We start from the raw sequence: 26,551 nt of genomic DNA, 5'->3' as shown, positions 1-26,551 counted from the left end.
CGTCGCGCGGCTTGGCCTATCGGGGGGCCTACAGCAGCAGGCGAGGCAGCCACAGGGCGAGGCCGGGCACCGCGAGAATGAGCGCGACCCGGCCCAGTTCCACCCCGAAAAACGGCAGCACACCGCGGAAGATCGTGCCCATCGACACGCCCGGGCTGACGGCGCGAATGATGAACACATTCAGGCCGACCGGCGGCGTGATCAGGCCCAGTTCGACCACGACCAGGGCCAGGATCCCGAACCAGATCTTGAGGTCCTCGGCTCCCATGCCGTAGGCCGCGTCGGCCGCCAGCGCCCAGTCGCCGCCGTTCAGCTCCATCAGAACCGGAAACAGGAACGGCACCACGACCAGGATCATGGACAGCGAGTCCATGAAGCAGCCCAGCACGATCAGCCCCAGCAGCATCAGAACCAGAACGGTCCAAGGCTCGACCGCGCCGCTCGCCGCCCAGTCGGCCATCACCGCCGGCAGGCCGCTGCGCGCGAAGAAGCCCTTCAGCACCTCGGCGCCGAACAGGATGAAGCCGATCATGCCGGCGGTCACGGCGGTGTCGCGGACCGCGTCGACCAGTTCCGACAGGCCGAGTCCGGTGCCGGTGCAGCGCTTCAGGATCACCCCATAGACCAGAACGGCGAACACGCCCACGGCGCCGGCCGGTGTGGGCGTGAACAGGCCCAACCCCAGCCCAACGATCACGGCGCTGAAGATCGTCACCACCGGGATCAGGCGCCGCAACGCCGCGCGCCGCGCCGACGCATCCAGCGGAGGCGCCGACGCCGCCAGCGCGGGATTCAACCGCACCCGCACCGCAATGACGGCGACGAACAGGGCCACGGCGATCACCCCAGGCAGAATGGCGGCCTGGAACATCGCCACCACCGAGGCCTCGACCACGATCGCATAGACCACCAGAGCCACCGACGGCGGAATCAAAATCCCCAGCGTGCCCCCCGCCGCCAGGGCCCCGGTCGCCAGCCCGTCGGCGTAGTTCAGACGCTTCAGCTCCGGCAGCGCAACCCGGCCCATGGTGCTCGCCGTGGCCAGCGACGAGCCGCACACCGCCCCGAACCCGGCGCAGGCCAGCACAGCCGCCATCGCGACCCCGCCGCGCCAGCGCCCAACGAGCACGTTGAGGCCCTGGAACAGGTCGCGGCTCAGGTTCGCGTGCGCCGCCAGGAACCCCATGAAAATGAACAGGGGCACCACGGACAGCGCGTAATTCGACACCACCGACCACGTCAGCGTCTTGAACTGGGCCAAATAGGGCTCGAAGCGCAGGAAGGGCGCCACGATGGACAGAGCGTAGTTCCCGCCCACGCCCACCAGAACCATGGCCAGCGCCACCGGCAGACGGATCGCAATCAGCCCGAACAGCACGACGAGGCCGAGGGCACCGATCAGCGCGCGTTCATCCATGCGGTCGGCCCTCGCCCCCGCCGGCCGTGGTCGGGGACGCGGGCGGCGCCAGCGCCATGACGGCGGCCACCGCCCCCCACAGCGCAAGCCCGGCCACCCCGGGGCCCCAGAACGGCCACTCCGGCCACGCCCGGACCCCCGTGACCACCCCGTCCGTTCGCATCTGGGCCATGCCCACCGCCATGGACAGCGCCAACCCGAACGCCAGCGCAGCCGTCAGGACCAGGGCCAGCCGATCGACCGCCGCCACCAGACGACGCGGCGCGCGGCGCGTGAACAGGTCCACGGTCACATGCCCCCAGCGCAGTTGGCACCACGGCAGGAAGCTCAACGTCGCCCCGCCGACCAGCAGGGCCACCACCTCCTCGTAGCCCGACACGCCCGGCACCCGGCCACCGAACGGCCGCGCCACCGCATCCAGCGCGAAGCCGGCGACGTTGAGCATCGTCACGGCGGTGATCACCAACAGCACCACGCCGCCGTACAGCGCGAACCCGACCGCCAGCGGCGTCAGCACGCGGTCGCGGAGGACCACCGATGCCCTCACTCCGACGCTCCGATCACCCCGCCGGGCGCCTCGGGCGCATGACGCGCCACGGCCTCCTTGGCGGCGGCCAGCAGGGCGGCCCCGTCGATGCCTTTCTCGGCCATCTCGGCCAGCCAGCGCTCCTCCGTCACCCGGAAGGCGTCCAGGAACGGCGCCGACTGCTCGGCATCAAGGTGCATGATCTCGTTCCCCCGCGCCTCGGCCAGGGCCATCACGCGCGGCTCGACGGCATCCCAGGCCTCGCCAGCCATGCGGGCCAGCGCCTCGCCGGAGTGGTCGTCGATGATGGCGCGCAGGTCGTCCGGAAGGCTTTCATACCGCTCTTGATTCATCGCGAGCAGGAAGGTCGTGGTGCCGAACCGGTGCCCCCCCGCCAGTTCCGTGTGGTACTTGGCGATATCGATCAAACGCAGGGGCAGCGCAACCTCGAACGGAAGGAACGCACCATCCAGAACGCCCTGCGACATGGCCTGCGGCACGTCGGGCACCGGCATGCCGACCGGCTCCGCCCCCATGGCCTCGATCATCCAGGTGCCGGAGCGGGAGGGCACGCGCAGCTTCAGGCCGCGTGCGTCCTCGATGGACCGGACAGAGGTGCCCACCGTGTGCAGCGCCTGCCCCGAATGGACATGGACCAGAAGCGGGTGCACCTGCTCGAAGTCCACGGCGAGCGGGCCGTCCATCAGATCCTGAATGGCCAGATTGGTCACCAAGGCGCTGCCACTGTGGACGCTGGGCAGGTTGAACACCTCGGCGTGCGGGAACACACCCGGCGTGTAACCCAGAACGGTCCAGACGATATCGGCAACACCGTCGCGCACCTGCTGGTACAGCTCCGGTGGGGAGCCGCCCATGGTCATGGACGGAAAGATCTCAAAGGCGATGCGTCCCCCCGACGCCTCCGTGATGCTCTCCGCCCACGGCTCGATCATCTTGGCTTGATTGACCGCCTTGGCGCTAAGGAAGTGATGCACCGTCAGCGTGACCTCTTGGGCGCGCGCCGACCCGTCACCTCCGAGCAAGCCGCTGGCGGTCATGAATCCCAAGGCGGCCCAGGTGGTCTTCCAGATCCGGGTCATCCAGATCGGGGTCATCCAGGTCATTGTCATGCGCGCTCCCTCTCGTTTTTTGTTGGGTACCGGTCCGCATCGGCAGCGCATCCTACAGCATCGCCGAACGCGGCCACCAGGGGCCGGTGTCCCGCTCCCTCCGGCCTTGCGACATGGGGCGCGGTGCGTTCGGCCCAGCCCCCTCTCCCCAAACACACTATCTACCAATACAGGCAAGTGCTGCGCACGATCACTTGAAAGAGTCGCCGCCTCGTTGTAACGCCTAAAGACGGGCGGACATCCCGACGCACGATCCACCCCGGTCCGAGGGAGGGGTGGTCGGAGACCACACCCTGTGATGCTGGATGCCTGGAGAGACGATCGGCGTGCGGCCGGCCCGCAATCCAGAGGACGGCGTGTCCGCCAACCCGCCACGCTCCCTGACCCCGGTCGGACGCTCCATCGCCGCCGCGCCCCCCTACGCCGACCGCGCGGAGGGCTGTCGTGCCCGCATGCCGACAGGAGTCCCCCTGATCACGAAACCCAAAGAAGGATGCCGGACGCCCAGGTCCCAGCGGACCAGCGACAGCCGGAAGCGCGGAGGCGTTAACATGGGAACAGCGTTGCGGATTCGGACCAAGCTCCTCGGCTCTTTCCTCGCCCTCGCGGGGCTGACCCTGCTGATGGGGTGGGGCGGCGTCCTCCTTGTGAACACTATCGCCGGTCATGGGGAGCGGGTCGGTACCCGGCTCGCGCCGCTCGGTGACGCCGTGCTGGAAATCCGGCTGGCGACCACGCGAGCGCGGGCGCTGTTCCGGGACATCACCCATGGCCGCGTCGAAACGCCGATGGATGAGGTCTGGGCGTTCCTCGATGACGCCGAATGGTACGCGACCGCCATAGCCCAGGGCGGGACGAACGAGGAAGGCACGTTCCTGCCAACCGACGACCCGGCCGTGCGGTCGATGGTCACCGAGGTCAAGGCCAAGCTCACGGACTATCGCGCGGCGATGGAACAGCTCTACACCATCAGTCAGTCGTCGGCTTCGGCCGGAGGGGATGCGGATCAGGCCTTCGACGCGACGTACGAGACCCTGCAGAGCGGCCTCGGCGATCTGGCCACGGCCGGCGTGGCCACCGTGAACAATGCCGGCCGCGCCGCCGCCGTCATTGCCTGGAGCGCCCGCTACCGGCTGGCGGACGGCCATCTGTTCCTCGAAGAACTGCTGTCCGGCGACGACTCCGTAGACATCGAAGATGTCCAGGCCACCTTCGACAGCGCGCGGATGGATCTGCTGACGCTCGCAGACACCCCCGTGGGCGACCCGGCTCGGGCGCTGGCCGCGGATATCGAGACGTTCAGTGCCCTGGCGGCACAACGTGTTCAGACGATGCGCGACAACGCCACGAGCAGCGCCTTGGCGGAGCGGCGGTTTCAAGCCGCCCTCGACGCCTTCCGATCCCTCGCCTCGCAGGCCGAGGCGCGCATTCGCGAGGACATCGCGAGCGCACTGGTGGGGGCCCGGACCGACGCCACGCTGGCGCGCTGGTCCCAGATCGCCATGACCGCCCTGGTGTTCGTCGTCGCCATCGGGCTGGCCCTCTGGATGGGACGCAGCATCAGCGGGCGGTCCACGCGGCTGTCGGAGGCCATGCGCGCCCTTGCCGGAAACGACCTGTCGGTGACGGTGCCGCACACCAAGGATCGGGACGAAATCGGCGACATGGCCACGGCCGTGCAGGTGTTCAAGGAGCACATGCACCGCGCGGCCACGTTGGCGGCGGAACAGGCCAAGGCCGTTCAGGCCCGCGAAGCCCGCGCGGCGCGACTCGATTCCCTCAACGCGACCTTCGAGGCCGGTGTCGGCAGCATCCTCACCGTCTTCGGCACGGCGACCGAGGCCCTACAGAACACGGCGCGGAACATGGCCTCGATCGCCGAGGACACCAGCGGCCAGGCGTCCACCGTCGCCACGGCCTCGGAGCTGGCGTCGACCAGCGTCCAGACGGTCGCGACGGCCGCCGAAGAGCTGTCGTCCTCGATCCACGAGATCGGCCGACAGGTGGAGCGGTCGAACGCCATCGCCAACCAGGCCGCCGCGGAGGCGGAGCGCACCACCCAGGTCGTGGCCGGACTGGCCGACGCCTCGCACAAGATCGGCGAGGTCATCGAACTCATCACCGGGATCGCCAATCAGACCAACCTACTCGCCCTGAACGCGACCATCGAGGCGGCGCGCGCCGGAGACGCCGGCAAGGGCTTCGCCGTCGTCGCCAACGAGGTGAAGAGCCTTGCCAGTCAGACCGCCCGCGCCACCGAGGACATCGGCCGCCAGGTCGGCACGGTGCAGAGCGAGACCCAGACCGCCGTCGCGGCCATCGGCGCCATCGCGGACATCATCCAGCAGATCAACGAGACCACAAGCGGCATCGCCTCGGCGGTCGAGCAGCAGAACGCCGCCACACAGGAGATCGCCCGCAACATTCAGCAGGCGAGCCGGGGCACCAGCGAGGTCTCGCAGACCATCGGAAGCGTGTCGCAGACCGCGCAGGCGGCCCGCTCGGCGGCCGACAGCGTGCTCAACGCCGCCGCCTCGCTGAGTCAGCAGGCCGGAGACTTGCAGACGATGGTCCACCGGTTCCTGGCGGACATCCGCGCCGCCTGAGCGGTTCGCCTCCCGTTTGCGCGGCGCCGACGGGACACGGACGCCTTTCGGCGGCCAAAACGATGGCGACGATAAGTCTGGTGTCTCGCCGCCTGGGTCCTAGCTGTCGTACGTCATCAGGGCGTGCACGGGCACATCAATGGCATCGCGGCCTTTCAGGAAGCCGAGTTCGATGATGCAGGCGGCGGCGCACACATCGGCGCCCACCTTGCGCAGCAGCGAGATCGACGCGCTCATCGTACCCCCCGTCGCCAGCAGATCGTCGACCACGATGACGCGCTGGCCCGGCTCCACGGCGTTGTCCTGGATCTCGACCGTATCCTCGCGGTATTCGTTCTGATAGGTGTGCGTGACCGTTCCGCCCGGCAGCTTGCCCGGCTTGCGCACCATGATGAACCCGCACCCCAGCTTCAGCGCCAGCGGCGCCGCCACCAGAAAGCCTCGGGATTCCACGCCGGCGATCACGTCCGGCTGGTAGACGCGCGCCGCCTTGGCCATCCGCCCCATGGTCACCTGCCAAGCGTCGGCGTGAGCCAGCAGCGTGGAAATGTCGTAGAACAGAATGCCCGGCTTCGGAAAATCGGGAATTTCGCGAATGTGGTCCTTGAGATCCATGGAACGCCCCTCGTTGGATAACCGGGGCCGCATCGTAAGCAAAGGGACCGCGCAAGGAAAGCGTTGCTATGCCGCGCCGCCACATGTTCCGGTGCCGGCATGATCCAGGCGCCCCGGGCCACCCCGGACGACCACGTCGGCGCCGGTGGCAACGCGGATCCCCACGACGAAGGCTTCGGTCTGTATGTGCACTGGCCGTGGTGCCTGTCGAAGTGCCCCTACTGCGATTTCAACAGCCATGTGATCGACGCGCCGGACCCGGAAGCCTGGGCCGCCGCCTATGTGCGCGAGATGGAAACGCAGGCCGACACGGCGCCGCGCCGTCCGCTGACGAGCGTCTTTTTCGGCGGCGGCACGCCATCGCTGATGAGCCCGGTGACGGTCGAGCGCGTGCTGTCGGCCGCCGCCCGGCTGTGGCCGCTGGCCGAGGATGTTGAGATCACACTCGAGGCCAACCCCGGCGCCGTAGACCGCGACCGCTTCCGCGACCTGCGAACCGCCGGTGTGAACCGCCTGTCGCTGGGGGTGCAGGCGCTCGACGACGCCGCGCTGCGCTTTCTCGGCCGGCGGCATGACGCGACGGAGGCCCTGGCCGCCCTGGATCTGGCCCGCACCACCTTCCCCCGCGTGTCGTACGACCTGATCTACGCCCGGCCCGGCCAGACGCCCGAGACCTGGGCCGCCGAACTCGACCGCGCGCTGTCGTTCGGCCCCGATCACCTGTCCCTGTACCAACTCACCATCGAAAAGGGCACGGCGTTCTTCGCCGCGCATCGGGACGGCGCCTTCACGCTGCCGGACGAGGACACGGCCGCCGACCTGTTCGACCTGACCCAAAGCCACACGGCGGCCGCCGGCCTGCCGGCCTATGAAATCTCCAACCACGCCCGCCCGGGCGCAGAATGCCGGCACAATCTCGTGTACTGGCGCGGCGGCGATTATGTGGGCATAGGACCGGGCGCCCATGGGCGCGTAACCGGCACCGCCACCCGCTGCATCGCCAGCCCCGCCGGCTGGCGGGCGCAGGTGGACCGCCTGGGGCACGGTGTGCAGGCCCGCGACCCGCTGGCGCCCGCCGACCGCGCAGTCGAACAGTTGCTGATGGGTCTGCGCCTGACCGAGGGGGTTCACGCCGGCCGGTTCGAGCGGCTGTGCGGGGTGCCGCTGCGGGCCGCCCTCGACGCCGACGGGCTGGCGGAGATGGAGGCGCTGGACTTCGTCCGCTGGAACGGCCCCTGGCTGCGCGCCACCGCCGAGGGTCGGACACGGCTGAACGGCGTTCTGGCCCGCCTCACGGCGTAACGGTGCCGGTCCCCCGACCCGCGCACACAAGAACGGCGGATGCCCAGAGGCACCCGCCGCCTTGAGACACGCGCCGCGCCGCCCATCCCGGTGACGTGGCGGCCCGCGATCCGGATCAGTTCGGCCGGTTCTCGATCAGGTCATCGACCACCGACGGATCGGCCAGGGTGGAGGTATCCCCCAGACTGCCGAAATCGTTCTCAGCAATCTTGCGCAGGATGCGGCGCATGATCTTGCCGGAGCGCGTCTTGGGCAGGCCCGGCGCCCACTGGATGATGTCCGGGCTGGCGATCGGGCCGATCTCCTGACGGACCCACTTCACCAGCTCCTTGCGCAGCTCCTCGGTCTCCTGCTCGCCCGCCACCAGGGTGACGTAGGCGTAGATCCCCTGGCCCTTGATGTCGTGCGGGAAGCCGACGACGGCCGCCTCGGACACCTTCGGATGGGCGACCAGGGCGCTTTCGACCTCGGCGGTGCCCATGCGGTGGCCGGACACGTTGATGACGTCGTCGACGCGGCCGGTGATCCAGTAGTACCCGTCCTCATCACGACGGCAGCCGTCGCCGCTGAAGTAGTAGCCCTTGTAGGTCGTGAAATAGGTCTGCACGAAGCGCTCATGGTCGCCGTAGACCGTGCGCATCTGACCCGGCCAGCTCTGGGCAATACACAAGTTGCCCTCGGTCGCGCCCTCCAGCTCCTTGCCCTCGTTGTCCACCACGACCGGGCAGACGCCGAAGAACGGCAGGGTCGCCGACCCCGGCTTGAGGTCCGTCACGCCGGGCAGCGGGGTGATGAGGATGCCACCGGTCTCGGTCTGCCACCACGTATCGACGATGGGGCAGCGCTTCTCACCGACCACATTGTAGTACCAGAGCCAGGCTTCCGGATTGATCGGCTCGCCCACCGACCCGAGCACGCGCAGGCTTTCGCGGCTGGTCTTCGTCACCGGCGCCTCGCCGTCGCGCATCAGGGCACGGATGGCCGTGGGTGCGGTGTAGAAGATGTTGACCTTGTGCTTGTCGACGACCTCCCAGAAGCGCGAGGTCGTGGGGTAGTTCGGCACCCCCTCGAACATCAGGGTGGTGGCGCCGTTGGCCAGCGGTCCGTACACGATATAGCTGTGGCCCGTGACCCAGCCGACGTCCGCCGTGCACCAGTAGATCTCGCCGTCCTTGTAGTCGAACACCAGTTCATGGGTCATCGACGTATAGACCAGATAGCCACCCGAGGTGTGCAACACGCCCTTCGGCTTCCCCGTGGAGCCCGACGTGTACAGGATGAACAGCGGATCCTCCGCGTTCATTTCCTCGGCCGGGCAGTCCACCGGCTGGTCGTTGGTCACGGCGTCGTACCAGTGGTCCCGGCCCGCCTTCATGGTGACGTCACCACCGGTGCGCTTCACGACCAGCACATGCTGAACCGAGGGGCAGGATTCCAACGCCTTGTCGGTGTTGGCCTTGAGCGGCACGGAGCGGCCGCCGCGCACGCCCTCGTCGGACGTGATGACCATGACGCACTCGGAGTCCTGAATCCGGTTCGCCAAGCTGTCCGGAGAGAAGCCGCCGAAGACCACCGAGTGCACGGCGCCGATGCGCGCGCAGGCCAGCATGGCCACGGCGGCCTCGGGGATCATCGGCATGTAGATGCAGACGCGATCGCCCTTCTTGACGCCCATGTCGCGCATCGCGTTGCCCAGGCGCCCCACGCGCTCATACAGCTCGCGATACGTGATCGTGGCGTCCTTCGACGGGTCGTCCCCCTCCCAGATGATGGCGGTCTGGTCGCCACGCGTCTCCAGGTGACGGTCGATGCAGTTCGCCGCGACGTTCAGCGTGCCGTCATGGAACCAGCGGATGTGAACATCATGCGGGTCGAACGAGACATCCTTGACCTGGCTGTAGGGCTTGATCCAGTCGACGCGCTTGCCGTGTTCGCCCCAGAAGCCCTCCGGATCCTTGACGGAGCGCTCGTACATTTCGTGATACTTGGCCGAGTCGACATGCGCCCCCGCAGCGGTGGCTTGCGGGACGGGAAAGACCTGTGCTTCGGACATGGGATGTGTTCCTCCGTGTTCCCCGGGTCGGTTGCCCGGATTGCGGGTCGGCATTTTTTGCGTGTCCGCATTGGGTTTTGGCTTCGTCTGTCGTGGTGCCGAGGCGGGCCCCCGCGCGTGAACGCGCCGCCACGGCGGGGCAGTTCTGAAGGCTCGTCACTCTAGAGCAAACGTTCGCGCCTGCAAACCGGTTCAGCGGCCATCATTAATCGTCCCCCGCGTGACCGTGGGCGGGCCTTGATCGCCATCCGCAGGAGCAAGGGGCGGGGCGAACACCGACCTCTCACGGGGCCCGCCGCGGCTCGCCGCGCACGGGAACATCCACACCCCCCTTGCGGATCCGCCCCCTCTGGCGCCAAGTCTATACCGCCCAGCGAACGACCCGACGTCGCGCCTCGGGCGGCCGGCGCCGTTCGCCGGCCCGACAACATCCGGCTCCGGCCCCATCCTGAAAGCAACGCGAACACGGAGGAACCACCCCATGTTGAACGGCAAGACCGCCCTGGTCACCGGCTCCACCAGCGGCATCGGTCTGGGCATCGCTCGGGCGATGGCCGCGAAGGGCGCCAACGTCGCCCTGAACGGGTTCGGGGACCCGGACGAGATCGAAGCCATCCGCGCCGGCCTGGAAGCCGATCACGGCGTAAAGGCGGTCTTCGTCCACGCCGATCTATCGAATCCGGACGAGGCGTTCACCCTGATCCGCAAGGTCGAAAAGGACCTGGCGCCGGTGGATATCCTGGTCAATAACGCCGGCATCCAGCACACCGACCGCATCGAGGACTTCCCGCCCGAGAAGTGGGACGCGGTCATCGCGATCAATCTGTCGGCCTGCTTCCACACCACGCGGGCGGCGCTACCCGGCATGCAGGCGCGCAACTGGGGCCGCATCATCAACATCGCCTCGGCGCACGGGCTGGTGGGCAGCCCGTTCAAGGCCGCCTACATCGCCGCCAAACACGGCCTTGTCGGGCTGACGAAGGTCACGGCGCTGGAAAACGCCAAGACGCACATCACGGCCAACGCCATCTGCCCCGGCTGGGTGAAGACCCCGCTGGTGGTGAAGCAGATCGAGGACCGGGCCAAGGCGGAAGGCCTGTCGGTCGAGGACGCCACCCGCACGCTGCTGGGCGAGCGCCAGCCGACGGAGCGGTTCGTGACACCGGAGCAACTGGGCGAGCTGGCCGTGTTCCTGAGCAGCGAGGCCGCCGACACGACCACCGGCGCGGCCTTCCCCATGGACGGCGCGTTCACGACCTGGTGAGGCCGTGCGGAGGCCTCAGCCGAGGCCCATAAGGACACGGTGGAGGGGGAGGCGGCCGGTTGCCGCCCCCTTACCCAACCACGGGGGTCTTTCTCCCCTACCCCGCCGCCGGCACCAGCCAAGGGAATTCCTGGGTGCGCCGGTCCTCGAACGACTCGATCGCGTCCTGCTTTTCCAGCGTCAGGCCGATGTCGTCGAGCCCGTTGAGCAGGCAGTGCTTGCGGAACGGGTCGATGTCGAAGCGAACCACGCCGCCGTCCGGCCCGCGAATCTCTTGCGCTTCCAGGTCAACGGTCACGGTGGCGTTGGCGCCGCGCTGGGCGTCGTCCATCAGCTTGTCGACGTCTTCCTGGGGCAGGCGGATCGGCAGGATGCCGTTCTTGAAGCAGTTGTTGTAGAAGATGTCGGCGAAACTGGTCGCAATAACGCAGCGAATGCCGAAGTCCGCCAGCGCCCAGGGCGCATGCTCGCGCGACGAGCCGCAGCCGAAGTTGTCGCCGGCCACCAGGATTGAGGCATTGCGATAGGCCGGCTGGTTCAGCACGAACCCGGGCACCTCGGCGCCGTCGTCGTCGTAGCGCATCTCGAAGAACAGACTTTTGCCCAATCCGGTGCGCTTGATGGTCTTCAGGAACTGCTTGGGGATGATCATGTCGGTATCGACATTGACGATCGGCAGCGGCGCAGCCACTCCGGTCAGGGTCTTGAACGGCTCCATGGGGGTCCTCTCGTGATCGCGGGGTGTGGTCCTCTTTTAGCGCGGGCGCGCCGTGGCGCAAGGGCTGTGGCACGGATCGGCCTTCTTGTCGGCGTCGCAGTGGCGCTCGGCGCGTTGGCGTTGGACCGTGCCGCCCCGCCGGATCTGACGCGGCTGGCGCCCACGATCACGGTCACGGACCGGACCGGCGTGGTGCTGCGCGCCTTTCTCAGCCCGGACGAAACCTGGCGCTTGCCCACGACGCGGGACGACGTCGATCCGCTGTATATTCGGATGCTAATGGCGTTCGAGGACGCCCGCTTTCCCTGGCATCCCGGCGTGGACCCGCTGGCGGTGCTGCGCGCCACCGGTCAGGCGGTCGTGAACGGGCAGGTGGTCTCCGGCGCCTCCACCCTGACCATGCAGACCGCCCGCCTCCTGGAGCCGCGCCCGCGCACCCTGCCCTCGAAGCTCATCGAGATGGCGCGCGCCCTACAACTCACCGCACACCTGGGGCGCGAGGGCGTGCTGAACGCCTATCTGACGCTCGCCCCGTTCGGCGGCAATATCGAGGGCGTACGCGCCGCCACCCTGGCATGGTGGGGCAAGGAACCCGCCCGCCTGACGCCCGGTCAAGCCGCCCTTCTGGTCGCCCTGCCCCAGAACCCGAACGGCCTGCGCCCGGACCGCCATCCGGAGGCCGCGCGGGCGGCCCGCGCCAAGGTGCTGGCCCGCATGGTGACGGCCGGTGTGCTGACGCCCGCCCAGGCGCGCGACGCCCGCGAAGAGCCGCTGCCCGACGTGCGCCGGCCCATGCCCCGGCTGGCGCCGCATCTGGCGCGCCATGTGGTGACGGCGGCGGACATGTCGGGGGACTCGGCCTATCCGACGACGCTGGACGCCGCCCTTCAGGCCCGGGTCGAGAGGCTGGTCGCCGCGCACGCCGCCGGGCTCGGGCCGCGCCTATCCGTCGCCGCCCTGGTGGTGGAAGCCGAGACCGGCGCCGCCCGCGCCTGGGTCGGCTCGCCCGATCTGCTGGACACGGAACGCCTGGGCGCCATCGACATGGTGCGGGCCGTGCGCTCCCCCGGCTCCGCCCTCAAACCTCTCATCTACGGCATGGCGTTCGAGGACGGCCGCCTGCACCCGCTGACGGAGATCGACGACCGGCCCACGATCTTCGGCGACGGCTACGCGCCGGGGAACTTCGGGTTCGCGCACTATGGGCGGGTGACGGCGGCCGATGCGCTGCGCCAGTCGCTGAACGTGCCGGCGGTGGCGGTGCTGGACCGGGTCGGCCCGCTGCGCTTCGCCAGCCGGCTGGCCACGGCGGGTGTCACCCCGCGTCGACGCGGCGGTCTCCGACGGCCGGGCCTGCCCCTCGCCCTGGGCGGGCTGGGCGTGACGCTGGAGGAACTCGTTGGCCTGTACGCGGCGTTGGCGACCGATGGTCGGGCGCACGCGGTCCACGTCTCACCGGAGGCCCCGCCCACCCCCGAGGCCCGCGTGCTCTCGGCAGCGGCGGCGTGGCAAGTGCGCGCGATCCTGGCCGAGGCCCCGCCGGCGGCCGGCTTCGCCCCCGACGACGCCACGCGCGGCGGGCGGCGGGTGGCATTCAAGACCGGCACGTCCTACGGCTTCCGGGATGCCTGGGCCATCGGTATGGACGGCGACCATGTCATCGGCGTGTGGGTGGGCCGGGCGGATGGCACCCCGGTGCCCGGGCACATCGGGCGGGACACCGCCGCCCCGCTGATGCGCGCGCTGTTCAACCTGCTGCCGAACCCGCGCCACCCCGTGCCGGGTCCCCGCCCACCGGATCTGCCCGTCGTTGCCCGAACCGCCGACCTGCCCCCGCCGCTGCGCCGACTGGAGGGCCCCGACGGTCCCGGACGGACCGCCCCGGAGGCGCCGCCGGGCGCCTCGCCCTTGCGCCTGCGCTTTCCCACCAACGGCGCAACCCTCGACTGGTCGCAGGCCGCGCTGGGTCTCGTTTTGGAAGCCGCCGGCGGGCGCCGGCCCTATGCGTGGCTGGTGGACGGGCGGCCGCTCGACACGGCCCCGTGGCACCGGGGCGCGCAATGGCAGCCGACCGGACGGGGGCAGGCGCGGATCACGGTGGTGGATGACACCGGCCGGGCCGCCAGCGCCACCATCTGGCTACAATAACGCCCGGTCAGAATCCCATGCGGCGCAGGGTGCGGTCGACTCCGCCCAGATAGCCGGCGCCGAACAGCCGGACATGCACCAGCAGCGGGTACAGATTGTACAGATCGCGCCGCTCCTCGAAAAAGCCCGGCCGAATCGGCCGCAGGTCATGGTAGCGGTTGAAGAACACGTCGTTGAAGGTGCCGAACAGGGTGGAGAACGCCAGTTCGATCTCCGGATGCCCCCAGTAGATGGCCGGGTCGATCAGGCCGGTGACCCGGCCGCCGTGGGCCAGCACGTTTCCGGTCCACAGATCGCCATGCAGCAGGCTCGGCTGCTCCGGTTCTTCCAGGTAGTCGTCCAGCCGTGCGGCCAGGGACTCTACCCGCCCCAGCGTCGCCGGCGGCAGACGCCCGGCCTCGGCCGCCGCCTTCGCCATAAACAGCAGGCGATGATCGCGGAAGAACGGCACCCACCGCTCAGTCTGCGGATTCGGCTGGTGCAAGCCCCCGATCACGGTGTCGTACTCGAACCCAAACGCAGGCCCGGTATGATCGTGCAGAGCGGCGATCACATGGGCCGCGTGCTCCTGGACGCGCGGTCCCAGCGCATCGCCCCCCTCCAAACAGGTCATCAGCAACACATGGTCGTCCGCGTGCAGGACCTCCGGCGTCGGGACCCCATGGTCCCGCAGATAGCGGAGCATCCGCCCCTCAAGCGACAGGGCGCTGCCCGCGCCACCGATCTTCGCGACCAGATCCGGCGCCCCCGCCGTCCGGACATGATAAACCTCGCCGACGCAGCCCCCGGACAAGGGACGGCTGGCGGTAACACGGTGCCCCGTGGCCTGTTCGACAAGCTTCCGGGCGGACTCACGCATCGAGGAACCTCGCTGACTGGCGCACGCGGCGTTGCACTCCCCCCTCGAACGGCCCGGAGCCGGCCCGGCGGGCATGCGGTCGCGTTAAGATATCGCGTTAAGATGGTGATCGCGCAGGTGCTTAAGCAGGCCATCCGTGGCATCCTCAAGCATATCCAGCACCCGCTCGAACCCTCCCCCGCCTCCGTAATAGGGATCCGGCACATCGCTCGGCCCATCGGGGCCCGAGGAAAAGGCGCTCATCATGACGACGCGGTCGCGCGCCGCCTCATCCGGCGCCAGCGCGCGCAGGCGCTGGAAATGGGTCCGGTCCATCGCCACCAGCAGATCGAACCGGTGGAAGTCCCGCGCACTTACCTGGCGCGCTGTCTGGCCATCCAGGTCATAGCCCCGGCGCCGCGCCGCCTCGGCCGCGCGCTCGTCCGGCGGCTCCCCGACATGGAAAGCTGCGGTGCCAGCGGAGTCGACCGTCACGGCCGAGGCCAGACCGGCGTCCGCCACCTTATGCCGGAACAGGCCTTCCGCGGTCGGCGACCGACAGATATTGCCCGTGCACACGAACAGAACCGCGACCATGCCCGCACCCTTTCTTGGCATCCGGTCTTTCGCACCACTGCACAACCTTACGCGAGACGACTCAACCCTTCAAAGCAAAGAGCCGCCCCGCGCGCCCGATTCACCGGGCCGAAAGACAAAACCGCCGCCCCAAGGATCCAGGGCGGCGGTCTTGTAGGCATCAACCGAACGCGCAAACGCGCCTTAGTCGTGCAGGGTCGCCAGATAGGCGGCGACGTCCGGCGCGAACTTCGGCGGCAGGCTGACGACCATCGCGCTCTCGTGGCTGTCGGCGTACTTGTGGCGGAACTCTTCCGGATCGGCGATGTACTCAGCCACGTTCTCTTCGGTCCAGGTCTCGATGCCGTTTTCGGGGAACAGCGGAACGGCCTGGTAGCGGTCGAAGCTCTCATTGGAGCCCGGCGTGCTGCCGATCACGCCCCACAGGTTCGGGCCGACCATGTCCTTGCCGCCCTTATCGAAGGTGTGGCAGGCCTTGCACACGCGGTTCGCCCACTTTTCACCGTTGGCGGCATCGCCCTCGGCCAGAGCGGCGTTGGCGGTGACACCCAAGGTCAGCGCGACACCGGCGGCCGCGATCAGGGTCCTCAGCATGGAATGTTCTCCTCTTGATTCTTCGCGAAACCTGACGTTCAGCGGACCCATGGAGGTGGTCACATCCAGTCCCCACGCATCCGGCCGTCCCCCAACGTGTACGCCTTGACCAGCGCCCATGACGGTCAGGGGTCACCTCAGAAGGCCCGGAGTTATACTGGATCCCGGTGCAACCCTCAAGGCTGGCCGGTCCGGTCCCGTGGCACGCTGTGACGGTCCCTCCCGCCTCGTCGACGAAAGACACCCTACCGGTGTTTTGTGGCTGGTTTATGACCCGTGGACTCCCGCGCTGCAGCCACCGCCTCTGCGTCAACCCGCGCTGTCACACCGAGCGTTTCTATGGGCCGCCGCCACTTGCAAACCGCGAAAGGAGTATGGTAATGAACCGTCGTTCTTCGGGGGCACCCCCTCCGGGTTGCACTTTTCTTATGCGATTTCAATGCCCTGCTGACTCGCGGTGTGGGCGTTGAGTGGCATGCGACAATCGGGAAACAGCGAACGTGGCATCGCATTCGACACGGGTATCCGGGCTCGCCATGCGCTACGCATTGGCGCTCTATGAGCTCGCCGACGACGCCAGGGACATCGACACCGTGGCCGGCGACTTGTCGACCCTCCAGTCGATGCTCGACGAGAGCGACGACCTGCGCCGGTTCATTGCCAGTCCCCTGGTTTCGCGGGACGATCACGGCAAGGGCATGCTGGCGCTGGCGGAAGCGGCCGGCCTGAGTGCGGTGACCCGCAACTTCTTGGGCTTGGTGGCCGAAAAGGGACGCCTGTTCGCGCTGCCCGGCATGATCGTGGCGTTCCAGCGCCAACTCGCAAAACATCGCGGCGAAATGACCGCCGAAGTGGTCAGTGCCCGACCGCTCAGCGACGCGCAGGCCGCCGCCCTCGCCGCGCGCCTGAAGCAAGTCGTCGGCAACGACGTGACCGTGGACGCGCGCGTAGATCCGTCCCTGCTGGGGGGCATGGTGGTCCGTCTGGGATCGCGCATGGTTGACAGCTCGCTGCGCTCCCAACTGCAACGCTTGAGTCTCTCCATGAAAGGGGTTGGATGATGGAAATCCGCGCCGCGGAAATCTCCGCGATCCTGAAGCAACAAATCGCCAGCTTCGGCGCCGAAGCGGATGCGGCCGAAATCGGAACCGTGCTGTCGGTCGGCGATGGGATCGCGCGCATCCATGGCCTCGACAACATTCAGGCCGGCGAGATGGTGGAGTTCCCCGGGGGCGTGAAGGGCATGGCCCTGAACCTCGAGGACGATAACGTCGGCGCCGTGATTTTCGGCAGCGACGTCGGCATCGGCGAGGGTGACACCGTCAAGCGCACCCAGGAAATCGTGGATGTGCCCGTCGGCGCCGGCCTGCTGGGCCGCGTGGTCGATGCGCTTGGCACCCCGATTGACGGCCTGGGCCCGCTGTCCGACGTGGAGATGAAGCGCGCCGACGTGAAGGCGCCGGGCATCATTCCGCGCAAGTCCGTGCACGAGCCGGTGCAGACGGGCATCAAGGCCATCGATACCCTGATCCCGATTGGTCGCGGCCAGCGCGAATTGATCATCGGCGACCGCCAGACCGGCAAGACCGCGATCATCCTGGACACGATCCTCAACCAGAAGGACGTGAACGCCAAGGCGAAGGATGACAGCGAGAAGCTGTTCTGCATCTACGTCGCCATCGGTCAGAAGCGCTCGACCGTGGCCCAGGTGGTCAAGACTCTCGCCGATCGCGGCGCGCTCGACTACACCATCGTGGTTGCCGCCACGGCGTCCGACCCCGCCCCGCTGCAATACCTGGCCCCCTATGCCGGGTGCACAATGGGCGAATGGTTCCGCGACAACGGCAAGCACGCGGCCATCTTCTATGATGATCTGTCGAAGCAGGCCGTCGCCTACCGTCAGATGTCCCTGCTGCTCCGCCGCCCGCCGGGCCGCGAGGCGTTCCCGGGCGACGTGTTCTATCTGCACTCGCGCCTGCTGGAGCGCGCGGCGAAGATGAGCGACGAGCATGGTGCGGGCTCTCTCACCGCGATGCCGGTCATCGAGACGCAGGCCAACGACGTCTCGGCCTACATCCCGACCAACGTCATCTCGATCACCGACGGCCAGATCTTCCTGGAGACGGACCTGTTCTTCAAGGGCATCCGCCCGGCCGTGAACGTCGGCCTGTCGGTGTCTCGCGTGGGTTCGGCCGCCCAGGTGAAGGCGATGAAGAAGGTCGCCGGCTCCATCAAGCTGGAACTGGCGCAGTACCGCGAGATGGCATCGTTCGCGCAGTTCGCCTCCGACCTCGACCCGGCGACGCAGAAGCTTCTGAACCGGGGCGCGCGCCTGACGGAGCTGCTGAAGCAGAGCCAGTACTCGCCGTTCCCGATGGAAGCGCAGGTCGTGTCCATCTACGCTGGCACCAAGGGCTACCTGGACGGCATCAAGGTGGGCGATGTGGTCCGGTTCGAGCAGGAGATGCTGAGCGAAATGCGGGCCAAGGCCCCGGAGATTCTGGATTCGATCCGCTCCGAAAAGGCCATGTCGTCGGCGACCGAGGAAAAGCTCGTGGCGTTCCTGGACGGTTTCGCCAAGACGTTCGCCTGAGTGACTGACCACTCCCCCCAGGAGGAAAGGCGCCGCGTCCCATGCCGAGCCTGAAGGATCTCCGTAACCGGATCTCCTCGGTCAAATCGACCAAGAAGATCACCTCGGCCATGAAGATGGTGGCCGCCTCCCGCCTGCGCCGCGCGCAGGATGCGGCGGAGGCCAGCCGTCCCTTTGCCGAGCGCATGAACCGTATGCTGGGCACGCTGGCGGGCAGTGTTGTCGGCCTGCCCGGCGCCCCACGCCTGCTGGCCGGAACCGGCCAGAACCGCGTGCACCTGATTGTTGTCGTGACCTCCAACCGTGGGCTGTGCGGTGGCTTGAACAGCAGCACCGCCCGCAACACGCGCATGCTGATCCGCGAGTTGCAGGAGGATGGCAAGGAGGTCAAGGTCCTCTGCGTCGGACGCAAGGGCCGCGACCAGCTCAAGCGCGACCACAACGCGCTGATCCTCGACACGATTGAGGACTTTGGGCGTCGCGGGGTCACGTATGAAGAAGCCGAGGCGGTCTCGGAGAAGGTTCTCGACATGTTCGAGGCCGGCGAGTTCGACGTCTGCACCGTCGTCTACAACCGGTTCCGCTCCGCGATCAGCCAGATCGTGACCCGTCAGCAGCTCATCCCATTCCCGGTTCCCAAGACCGCGAACGAGAACGAACTCGCGGCTGAGGACGGCAATCCCGGCGCGGTGTACGAGTTCGAGCCGTCCGAGGAAGGGATCCTCGACGAGTTGTTGCCCCTTAACGTCAAGACCCAGATCTTCCGGGCGATGACGGAGAACTACGCCTCCGAGCAGGGCGCGCGGATGACGGCCATGGACAACGCCTCGCGTAACGCCGGCGAGATGATCGACGACCTGACCCTCGAATACAATCGGGCGCGTCAGGCGATGATTACCAAGGAGCTGATCGAGATCATTTCCGGCGCCGAGGCGCTGTAGGCCGGGGGACCGCAGACCACACCCGGCCTCGTGCCCGCGTTCGCGCAACCGGGGTGACTCGCTTTTTTAACGGGCTTCCGTGTCGCCCGCCAACGACACGACCAACCTTGCCAGGCGCCCGGACCGACCGGCCGCGTCGGCCCTGAACACGGTAACGCAGGAGCAACTGTCACATGGCGACCGCGAACACTAACGCCGTCGGCACGATCACCCAGGTGATGGGCGCCGTCGTCGACGTCCGGTTCGAGGGCGAACTGCCCCCCATCCTGTCGTCGCTGGAAGCGGACAACCACGGCAACCGGCTGGTTCTCGAGGTCGCCCAGCATCTGGGTCAGTCCACCGTCCGCGCCATCGGCATGGACAGCACCGACGGCTTGGTGCGCGGCCAGGATGTGCGCGCCACCGGCGAGCCGATCCGCATGCCGGTCGGTCCCGAGACGCTCGGCCGCATCATGAACGTCATCGGCCAGCCGGTCGACGAACGCGGCCCGATCGAAACCAAGATGACGAGCCCGATCCACAGGGAGGCCCCGTCCTTCGTGGAGCAGTCCACGGACACCGAGATCCTGGAGACGGGCATCAAGGTCGTGGACCTGCTGGCCCCGTACACCAAGGGCGGCAAGGTCGGCCTGTTCGGTGGCGCCGGCGTGGGCAAGACCGTGCTCATCATGGAGCTCATCAACAATATCGCCAAGGGCCACGGGGGTTACTCCGTGTTCGCCGGCGTGGGTGAGCGGACCCGTGAGGGGAACGACCTGTACCACGAGATGATCGAATCGGGCGTGATCGACCTTGAGGGCGGCAACTCCAAGTGCGCCCTTGTCTACGGCCAAATGAACGAGCCCCCGGGCGCCCGCGCTCGTGTCGCCCTGTCGGGTCTGACTCAGGCGGAATACTTCCGCGATGAGGAAGGCCAGGACGTTCTGTTCTTCGTGGACAACATCTTCCGCTTCACGCAGGCCGGCTCGGAAGTGTCCGCGCTGCTCGGCCGCATCCCGTCGGCGGTGGGCTATCAGCCGACCCTGGCGACCGACATGGGCAACCTGCAGGAGCGCATCACCTCCACCAAAAAGGGCTCGATCACCTCGGTTCAGGCCATCTATGTGCCGGCCGACGACCTGACCGACCCGGCGCCCGCGACCTCGTTCGCCCACCTGGACGCCACCACGGTGCTGAACCGCTCGATTGCCGAGCTGGGCATCTACCCGGCCGTCGACCCGCTCGACTCCACGTCGCGCGCCCTCGACCCGAATGTGGTCGGCCAGGAGCACTACACGGTCGCCCGTGAGGTGCAGCGCATCCTGCAGACCTACAAGTCGCTTCAGGACATCATCGCCATCCTGGGCATGGATGAGCTGTCCGAGGAAGATAAGCTGGTCGTGGCGCGCGCCCGTAAGATTCAGCGCTTCCTCTCCCAGCCGTTCCATGTGGCCGAGGTGTTCACCGGCTCGCCGGGCAAGTACGTGAAGCTCGAGGACACGATCAAGGGCTTCAAGGGGCTGATCGAGGGCGAGTACGACCACATGCCGGAACAGGCGTTCTACATGTGCGGCACCATGGACGAGGCCATCGAAAAGGCCAAGAAGATGGCCGCCGAGGCCGCGTAAACCCTGGATCCCGACGGCCCACGCCCCGGCCTCGGGGGGCGGGCCGTCGTGCGGCATGAGTGTGAGGAGTAGAGGAAGGCATGGCCGAGACGACCGAATTTGAACTGGTCTCGCCGGCGAAGCTGGTGATGTCAGAGCCGGTGGAGATGGTCGTGGTCCCCGGCGTCGAGGGCGACTTCGGCGCCCTGCCCCGTCACGCGCCCATGCTCTCGACGGTGCGTCCCGGTGTGGTGGACATCCACAAGGGCGGCAAGGTCGAAACCCGGCTGTTCGTCGCCGGCGGCTTCGCCGAGGTGACCGCCGAGCGCTGCACCGTGCTGGCCGAGGAAGCCTTTCCGCTGGACGGCGTGACCGCCGAACAGGCGCAGGCTCGTCTGCAATCGGCGCGGGATGATCTGGCCGAAGCCGAAGGAGATGGGGCCAAGGCGCGCGCCGCCAAGGCCGTGACCGTTGCGGAAGCCCTGGTTGCCGCCGTCGGCGCCTGAGCCCGGGGGAGGCCGATCAACGGCCCCCAACGGCAGCGCCGCCACGACGCCCCGAACCTGTTGCGTTAAAATGCCCGGTCGCGTTCCTGCGGCCGGGCGTTTTCGTTGGCGGCTTTGGTGTGCCTCGGAAGAACGCGGCCGCCCGGACCGGGCCGGGGTTGCCGGGACGGGACCACGCGACTACGATTCCGCCCCAGACCCTGGACGGCCCCCAAGGCTTGCTGGCCCGAGGCTCTCCGACGGCCCCGGACGCGGGTACTTCCGGGCCCGACGCCTCCGCACAAGGACCCCGCTATGACCGCCGCCGCCCTGCCCGCCACCCTTGCGCAAGCCGTCTGGCCCACCGGCCCCCTCGGGACCCGGCGCGCAGCACAGGCCGCGCGCGCCCTGGTTCTGGCGTTGGGCGGATGCCTGCTGATCGCCGTGTCGGCCCAGATTCAGGTCCCTATGTGGCCGGTCCCCATGACCATGCAAACGTTCGCCGTGCTGCTGGTGGGCGCCATGTACGGCTGGCGGTTGGGCGGCGCGACGCTGGCGCTGTACCTGATCGCCGGTGCCCTGGGCCTGCCCGTTCTGGCCTCCGTCCCCCCGCCGGGTGAGGCCTGGGCCTATATGACCGGCCCCTCCGGCGGCTATCTCGCCGGCTTCCTGGTCTCCGCCCTTCTGGTGGGCGGGCTGGCGGAGCGCGGATGGGATCGCACCGTCCTCGGCACCCTGGCGAGCATGACCCTGGGCACGGCCCTCATCCTTGGGCTGGGCTGGGCCTATCTGGCGCACATGATCGGACCGGCGGCGGCGTTCGAGCAGGGCGTGGCCCCCTTTGTGTTCGGGGGGCTTTTGAAAATCGCGCTGGCGGCCGCCGTGCTGCCGCTCGCTTGGACGGTGGTCCGCCGCCGCACGCCCTGACGGGACCCACTGTACGCGACCGCAAGCGACGGGGAACCGCCCCCCTGAGGCCCACCCCTGAGAGAGCCGATCGCCCCCCACACCGGTCCCGACCGTGACGTTGCCGACGGCGTCGGCTCGTTGACCGCCCCGGACCGACAAGGAAGGACTCCGCCCCATGGCCGAAGACGCCCCGACGCCCCCGTCCTCCACGCCGGCCGCCTCCACGCCGGCCGCCTCCACGCCGGTCCCGCCCAGGCCGGTCAACGAGCAGGCGCCGCGCATGGTGGTCCGCACCGCCACGGTGGACGACATCGACGCCATCCGCGACCTGTGCGCCCGCGTCTATACAGACGTGCCGCCCTATAGCCCCACGACCCTGAAGGCGCAGCAGCAGCACTTCGCGGAGGGCCAGTTCGTGGCCGTCTACGAGGGCACCGTCGTCGGCTACTGTGCCACCTTCCGCATCGCCGAGGCGCTCGCGTTCGCACCGCACACCTGGATGGAAATCACCGGCGGCGGGCTGGCCGCGCGCCATGACCCGGACGGCGATTGGCTGTACGGCATGGAGGTCTTCGTCGATCCGGACTATCGCGGTTACCGCATCGGCCAGCGCCTCTACACCCGCCGCAGGGCTCTGTGCCAGCGCCTGGGCCTCAAGGGCATCGTGTTCGGCGGCCGCCTGCCGGGCCTGCACCGCCGGATCAAGAAGGTCGGCTCCGCAGAGGCCTATGTGGAGGCCGTGCGCACCCGCAAGATGCGCGATCCCGTGCTGAGCTTCCAGATGCGCAACGGGTTCGAGCCCATCGGGGTGCTGGCGGACTACCTGCCCTCCGACCGCGAATCGCTCGGCTATGCCGCCCACCTCGTCTGGCGGAACCCGAAGGCCAACAGCGAGCCGTCCGGCGGGCGCACCGCGCGGTCGCGCTACTCGCAGCGCACCGTCCGCGTCTCGATCGTGCAGTACCAGCAGCGGCGCGTGCGCTCGTTCGAGGAGTTCGGCCACAACGTCGAGTACTTCGTGGACGTCGTCGCCGACTACCGCTCCGACTTCGTCGTGTTCCCGGAGCTGTTCACGCTCCAGCTGCTGTCGATCGAGAACCAGCGCATTCCGGCCTCGGACGCCATCGCCACCCTGACCCGCTACACGGAACCACTGAAGGCCCTGCTGAGCCGGCTCGCGGTCAGCTACAACATCAACATCATCGGCGGCTCCCACCCGACCCGCAGCGAGACCGGCGAGATCCTGAACATCTGCTACGTCTGCCTCCGCGACGGCTCGGTGCACCAGCAGGTGAAGATCCACCCGACTCCGAACGAACGCTACTGGTGGAACATCGAGGGTGGTAGCCGCATCGACACCATCCAGACCGACTGCGGCCCGATCGGGGTGATGATCTGCTACGACAGCGAGTTCCCCGAGCTGTCCCGCCATCTCGTGGACCAGGGGGCCCAAATCCTGTTCGTGCCGTTCTGCACCGACGAACGGCAAAGCTATCTCCGGGTGCGCTACTGCTGCCAGGCCCGCGCGGTCGAGAACCAGTGCTACGTCGTCATGTCCGGCAACGTGGGCAACCTGCCCAATGTCGAGAATATGGACATCCAGTACGCCCAAAGTTGTATCCTGACCCCCTGCGACATGCCGTTCGCGCGCGACGGCATCGCGGCCGACACCACGCCGAACGTGGAAATGGTCGCCTTCGCCGATCTGCGCATGGAGGATCTGGCGGCGGCCCGGCAGAGCGGCACGGTACAGAACCTCCGGGACCGCCGGTTCGATCTGTATTCCGTGGCCTGGACCAACCGCAAGGGATAGGGAGCGTTAGCGATGGCCGAGCATCCCCCGTCATCCGCCCGGACGGGCGGATGCCTGTGCGGCGCCGTCCGCTTCACGCTGAGCGAGGACGTCCGTGTGTTCTCGGCCTGCCACTGCGCCATGTGCCGGCGTTGGACCGGCGGCCCCATGCTAGCCGTGCACTGTCGCGGCCCGGTCTCCTGGGAGGGCACGGAGCACATCACGCGGTATCGCTCGTCGGACTGGGCGGAGCGGTGCTTCTGCGCCCGGTGCGGCAGCAGCCTGTTCTATCATCTGGTGGCAACCGGCGAGATCATCCTGTCGCTCGGCCTGTTTGACGACCAAAGCCGCTTCACGATGGCGAAGCAAATCTTCATCGACGAGAAACCGCCGGGCTACGCCTTCGCCAATCCGACCGAAACCATGACCGGCGCGGAGGTGTTCGCGCTGTATGGGGCCGGAGCGGAGGACGCCGATCCCGCCTGATACGCGAACGGGGACCAGCCCGAACCCTGACGACGATCAACGACGGACGGTGTGGAGCGCGCTAGGCTTCTGGGTGCGCGGGTGATCGCGCGCCGCTGTTGTCCTGATCCCGGAGAGCCACCATGACCCTGTGTCTTCGCGCCGCACGGACCACTCTCGTGCTGCTGGCCGTCTCCAGTGCCGCCGGTCCCGCCCCGGCCCAGGCGCCCGCCCTACCCACCGACACCCGCATCGTCGTCACTCTGCCCGCCGGTGTCGCCGAACGCTTCCGCGCCGAGATGCGCGGCCACATGCGATCCCTGGACGATGTGCTCTTCGCCCTGACCGACGCCGACTATGCCGAAGCCGCCAACGTGGCGGACGTGCACTGGGACTTCGGGCACCGGATGTGGGAAGCCTTCGAAACCCAGGGCCTCAGCACCGAAGAGATCGCCCAACGGAAGGCCGAGATGCGCGCCGCGATGGAGGCGGCGGGCGGCCCCATGGGCGGGGGCGCCGGGGCGCAGGGCGGCATGATGGGCGGCCGGATGGGCTTCGGCCGCTACATGCCGGAGGCGTTTCGCGCCCTGGGCCAGGGGTTCCACGAGGCCGGTCAGCGGTTCGCGGTGGCGGCCCGCACCATGAGCGATGCCACCGAAGCGCCCGACGCGGCCGCCCAGCGGTCTCTTTTGGGGCGCCTTCAGGAGGTCACGGGGTATTGCCGCGCCTGCCACGAAACCTACCGGATCGTCGCCAGTCCTGAATGAAGAGGCGGCGGGCCGAACCCGTTACGGCAACACCCGCGTTTCGGCCTCCAGCGCGCGGCGCCGGGCTTCGAACCGGTACGGATGCGCCGGATAGACACCCAGGATGCGAACTTCGTGGGAGAAGAACCGCAGCTCCTCCAGCGCGTAGGCAAGCGGGCGGTCATCCGGGCGCCCTTCCACCTCAGCATAGAACTGCGCGGCGACGAAGGTGCCGCCGACCTGATAGCTTTCCAGCTTGGTCATGTTGACGCCATTGGTCGCGAAGCCGCCCATGGCCTTGTACAGCGCCGCCGGCACGTTCCGCACCCGGAAGATGAACGAGGTTACGGCCTCAACATCCGTCCGGGGGCTGACCGGCTCACGCGCCATGACGACGAAGCGCGTGGTGTTGTGCTCCTCGTCCTCGATGTTGGCGCGCAGGGAGTCCAGGCCGTAGATCTCGGCGGACAAGGCAGAGCCGATGGCCGCCGCCGACTTGTCGCCGCGCTCCGCCACGTCGCGCGCCGCGCCGGCGGTATCCGCCGTCACGACCGGCCGCACGCCCAGTTCCCGCATGATGCGGCGGCACTGCGACAGCGCATGCACGTGGCTTTCGACCGTACGCAGGTCGCTTAGGGTCGTGCCGGGAACGACCAAAAGGTGGTGGTTCACCCGCAGGAAATGCTCCGCCACGATGTGCAGGCCCGATCGGGGCAGCAGGTGGTGAATGTCCGCGACCCGGCCGGCGACCGAATTGTCGATCGGGATCATGGCATACAGGGCCAACCCGTCACGGACGGCGGCGAACACATCCTCGAACGCGGCGCGGGGCAACGGATCCATGTCCGGGTACGCCGACAGACAGCAGGCATGCGAGTAGGCCCCGGGAAGCCCCTGAAAGGCGATCACGGGCTTCGGCGGCGTGGGCATGGCCACGTCACCCGACACCGGAGCGGAGCTCGGAACACTGTCGGACTCAGACGCGGCCGCGACGGGTGCGGACGAACGGGGCACGGAATCGGCGACCATGGGGCGGATCTTTCAGCGGTCGGGCGCACATAGGAAAACGCACAAGCGTTCACCTGCCTAGACCGCACCGGCGCGATGCGTCAAGCGCGACGGCCCGCGCCACCAGGGCTATCGCATTTGGCCGATGATGGTTCTGGCGAATTCGTTGGTCCATCCGCAGCGCTTGCGTTTGCGGCGGATGGAGATGCCGGGGCGGG

General features: G+C 68.3%; 23 protein-coding genes. 13 read left to right on the top strand and 10 right to left on the bottom strand.

Annotation, left to right across the window (positions count from 1 at the left end; translation table 11 throughout):
• Nucleotides 1–28: 28 nt before the first annotated feature.
• From GGD82_RS06480 to GGD82_RS06470, 3 genes are read right to left on the bottom strand one after another with little or no spacing between them, the layout of a single operon-like run.
• A complete protein-coding gene (locus GGD82_RS06480) occupies nucleotides 29–1,417 on the bottom strand; it encodes a TRAP transporter large permease (RefSeq protein ID WP_150063087.1) in 1,389 nt (462 codons plus the stop codon).
• Entirely contained in the window at nucleotides 1,410–1,964 is a 555-nt protein-coding gene (locus GGD82_RS06475; protein WP_150063086.1) for a TRAP transporter small permease, read from the bottom strand. The genes GGD82_RS06480 and GGD82_RS06475 overlap by 8 nt, the downstream gene beginning before the upstream one ends.
• Complete coding sequence (locus GGD82_RS06470) at nucleotides 1,961–3,073, bottom strand: TRAP transporter substrate-binding protein (protein WP_246163946.1); 1,113 nt, start codon at nucleotides 3,071–3,073, stop codon at nucleotides 1,961–1,963. The genes GGD82_RS06475 and GGD82_RS06470 overlap by 4 nt, the downstream gene beginning before the upstream one ends.
• A gap of 551 nt (nucleotides 3,074–3,624) precedes the next feature.
• Between GGD82_RS06470 and GGD82_RS06465 the strand changes: the two genes are divergently transcribed.
• Complete coding sequence (locus GGD82_RS06465) at nucleotides 3,625–5,679, top strand: HAMP domain-containing methyl-accepting chemotaxis protein (RefSeq protein ID WP_170284357.1); 2,055 nt, start codon at nucleotides 3,625–3,627, stop codon at nucleotides 5,677–5,679.
• 99 nt (nucleotides 5,680–5,778) lie between these two features.
• Here the strand turns inward: GGD82_RS06465 and GGD82_RS06460 are convergent, their stop codons facing one another.
• Nucleotides 5,779–6,294: an adenine phosphoribosyltransferase gene (locus tag GGD82_RS06460; protein ID WP_150063084.1), complete on the bottom strand. Its 516-nt coding sequence runs from the start codon at nucleotides 6,292–6,294 to the stop codon at nucleotides 5,779–5,781.
• Nucleotides 6,295–6,393: 99 nt separating this feature from the next.
• On the opposite strand from GGD82_RS06460, the gene hemW reads away from it, so the two are divergent.
• Nucleotides 6,394–7,596 (top strand): radical SAM family heme chaperone HemW, encoded by a 1,203-nt coding sequence (gene hemW / locus GGD82_RS06455; protein WP_150063083.1) that lies wholly within the window; start codon nucleotides 6,394–6,396, stop codon nucleotides 7,594–7,596.
• Nucleotides 7,597–7,711: 115 nt separating this feature from the next.
• Here the strand turns inward: hemW and acs are convergent, their stop codons facing one another.
• The gene (acs, locus tag GGD82_RS06450; protein ID WP_150063082.1) at nucleotides 7,712–9,649 is read right to left on the bottom strand and encodes an acetate--CoA ligase; all 1,938 of its coding nucleotides are present in this window, start codon (nucleotides 9,647–9,649) and stop codon (nucleotides 7,712–7,714) included.
• Between the two features lie 481 nt (nucleotides 9,650–10,130).
• Here acs and GGD82_RS06445 point away from each other — a divergent pair, with 481 nt between their 5' ends.
• Nucleotides 10,131–10,913 (top strand): 3-hydroxybutyrate dehydrogenase, encoded by a 783-nt coding sequence (locus GGD82_RS06445; protein ID WP_150063081.1) that lies wholly within the window; start codon nucleotides 10,131–10,133, stop codon nucleotides 10,911–10,913.
• A gap of 97 nt (nucleotides 10,914–11,010) precedes the next feature.
• Here the strand turns inward: GGD82_RS06445 and leuD are convergent, their stop codons facing one another.
• Nucleotides 11,011–11,631, bottom strand: coding sequence for a 3-isopropylmalate dehydratase small subunit (gene leuD / locus GGD82_RS06440; RefSeq protein ID WP_150063080.1), 621 nt, complete (start codon nucleotides 11,629–11,631; stop codon nucleotides 11,011–11,013).
• Nucleotides 11,632–11,697: 66 nt separating this feature from the next.
• On the opposite strand from leuD, the gene pbpC reads away from it, so the two are divergent.
• Entirely contained in the window at nucleotides 11,698–13,779 is a 2,082-nt protein-coding gene (gene pbpC, locus GGD82_RS06435) for a penicillin-binding protein 1C (RefSeq protein ID WP_246163945.1), read from the top strand.
• A 7-nt stretch (nucleotides 13,780–13,786) separates the two neighbouring features.
• On the opposite strand, the gene GGD82_RS06430 is transcribed toward pbpC, so the two are convergent.
• From GGD82_RS06430 to GGD82_RS06420, 3 genes are all read right to left on the bottom strand, one after another.
• Nucleotides 13,787–14,638, bottom strand: a complete 852-nt coding sequence (locus GGD82_RS06430; RefSeq protein WP_150063079.1) for a fructosamine kinase family protein — start codon at nucleotides 14,636–14,638, stop codon at nucleotides 13,787–13,789.
• Nucleotides 14,639–14,722: 84 nt separating this feature from the next.
• Complete coding sequence (locus GGD82_RS06425) at nucleotides 14,723–15,214, bottom strand: low molecular weight protein-tyrosine-phosphatase (protein WP_150063078.1); 492 nt, start codon at nucleotides 15,212–15,214, stop codon at nucleotides 14,723–14,725.
• A gap of 183 nt (nucleotides 15,215–15,397) precedes the next feature.
• Nucleotides 15,398–15,808, bottom strand: a complete 411-nt coding sequence (locus GGD82_RS06420) for a c-type cytochrome (protein ID WP_150063077.1) — start codon at nucleotides 15,806–15,808, stop codon at nucleotides 15,398–15,400.
• Nucleotides 15,809–16,308: 500 nt separating this feature from the next.
• On the opposite strand from GGD82_RS06420, the gene GGD82_RS06415 reads away from it, so the two are divergent.
• The 9 genes from GGD82_RS06415 to GGD82_RS06375 all read left to right on the top strand — a co-directional run bounded on the left by GGD82_RS06415 (nucleotide 16,309) and on the right by GGD82_RS06375 (nucleotide 25,346).
• Nucleotides 16,309–16,869, top strand: coding sequence for a F0F1 ATP synthase subunit delta (locus tag GGD82_RS06415; protein WP_150063076.1), 561 nt, complete (start codon nucleotides 16,309–16,311; stop codon nucleotides 16,867–16,869).
• Complete coding sequence (gene atpA / locus GGD82_RS06410) at nucleotides 16,869–18,401, top strand: F0F1 ATP synthase subunit alpha (RefSeq protein WP_150063154.1); 1,533 nt, start codon at nucleotides 16,869–16,871, stop codon at nucleotides 18,399–18,401. Before GGD82_RS06415 ends, atpA begins: the two co-directional genes overlap by 1 nt.
• Nucleotides 18,402–18,442: 41 nt before the next feature.
• Nucleotides 18,443–19,342 carry a F0F1 ATP synthase subunit gamma gene (locus tag GGD82_RS06405; protein ID WP_150063075.1) on the top strand — a complete coding sequence of 300 codons (900 nt, stop codon included), beginning with the start codon at nucleotides 18,443–18,445 and terminating at the stop codon, nucleotides 19,340–19,342.
• 173 nt (nucleotides 19,343–19,515) lie between these two features.
• Nucleotides 19,516–20,949 (top strand): F0F1 ATP synthase subunit beta, encoded by a 1,434-nt coding sequence (gene atpD / locus GGD82_RS06400; protein ID WP_150063074.1) that lies wholly within the window; start codon nucleotides 19,516–19,518, stop codon nucleotides 20,947–20,949.
• An 80-nt stretch (nucleotides 20,950–21,029) separates the two neighbouring features.
• Nucleotides 21,030–21,434 (top strand): F0F1 ATP synthase subunit epsilon, encoded by a 405-nt coding sequence (locus GGD82_RS06395; RefSeq protein WP_150063073.1) that lies wholly within the window; start codon nucleotides 21,030–21,032, stop codon nucleotides 21,432–21,434.
• 294 nt (nucleotides 21,435–21,728) lie between these two features.
• A complete protein-coding gene (locus GGD82_RS06390; protein WP_150063072.1) occupies nucleotides 21,729–22,340 on the top strand; it encodes a biotin transporter BioY in 612 nt (203 codons plus the stop codon).
• Between the two features lie 157 nt (nucleotides 22,341–22,497).
• Nucleotides 22,498–24,135 carry a bifunctional GNAT family N-acetyltransferase/carbon-nitrogen hydrolase family protein gene (locus tag GGD82_RS06385; protein WP_170284356.1) on the top strand — a complete coding sequence of 546 codons (1,638 nt, stop codon included), beginning with the start codon at nucleotides 22,498–22,500 and terminating at the stop codon, nucleotides 24,133–24,135.
• A 12-nt stretch (nucleotides 24,136–24,147) separates the two neighbouring features.
• Entirely contained in the window at nucleotides 24,148–24,600 is a 453-nt protein-coding gene (locus GGD82_RS06380) for a GFA family protein (protein ID WP_150063071.1), read from the top strand.
• A 122-nt stretch (nucleotides 24,601–24,722) separates the two neighbouring features.
• Nucleotides 24,723–25,346 carry a cytochrome c gene (locus GGD82_RS06375; protein ID WP_150063070.1) on the top strand — a complete coding sequence of 208 codons (624 nt, stop codon included), beginning with the start codon at nucleotides 24,723–24,725 and terminating at the stop codon, nucleotides 25,344–25,346.
• Between the two features lie 21 nt (nucleotides 25,347–25,367).
• On the opposite strand, the gene GGD82_RS06370 is transcribed toward GGD82_RS06375, so the two are convergent.
• On the bottom strand, nucleotides 25,368–26,255 hold the full coding sequence (locus GGD82_RS06370) for a prephenate dehydratase (protein ID WP_150063152.1): 888 nt from the start codon (nucleotides 26,253–26,255) through the stop codon (nucleotides 25,368–25,370).
• Between the last annotated feature and the right edge of the window lie 296 nt (nucleotides 26,256–26,551).

The sequence above is a fragment of the Roseospira marina genome, from assembly GCF_014197855.1.
Lineage (GTDB): Bacteria > Pseudomonadota > Alphaproteobacteria > Rhodospirillales > Rhodospirillaceae > Rhodospira > Rhodospira marina.
This window is presented reverse-complemented; position numbering and strand designations above follow the sequence as displayed.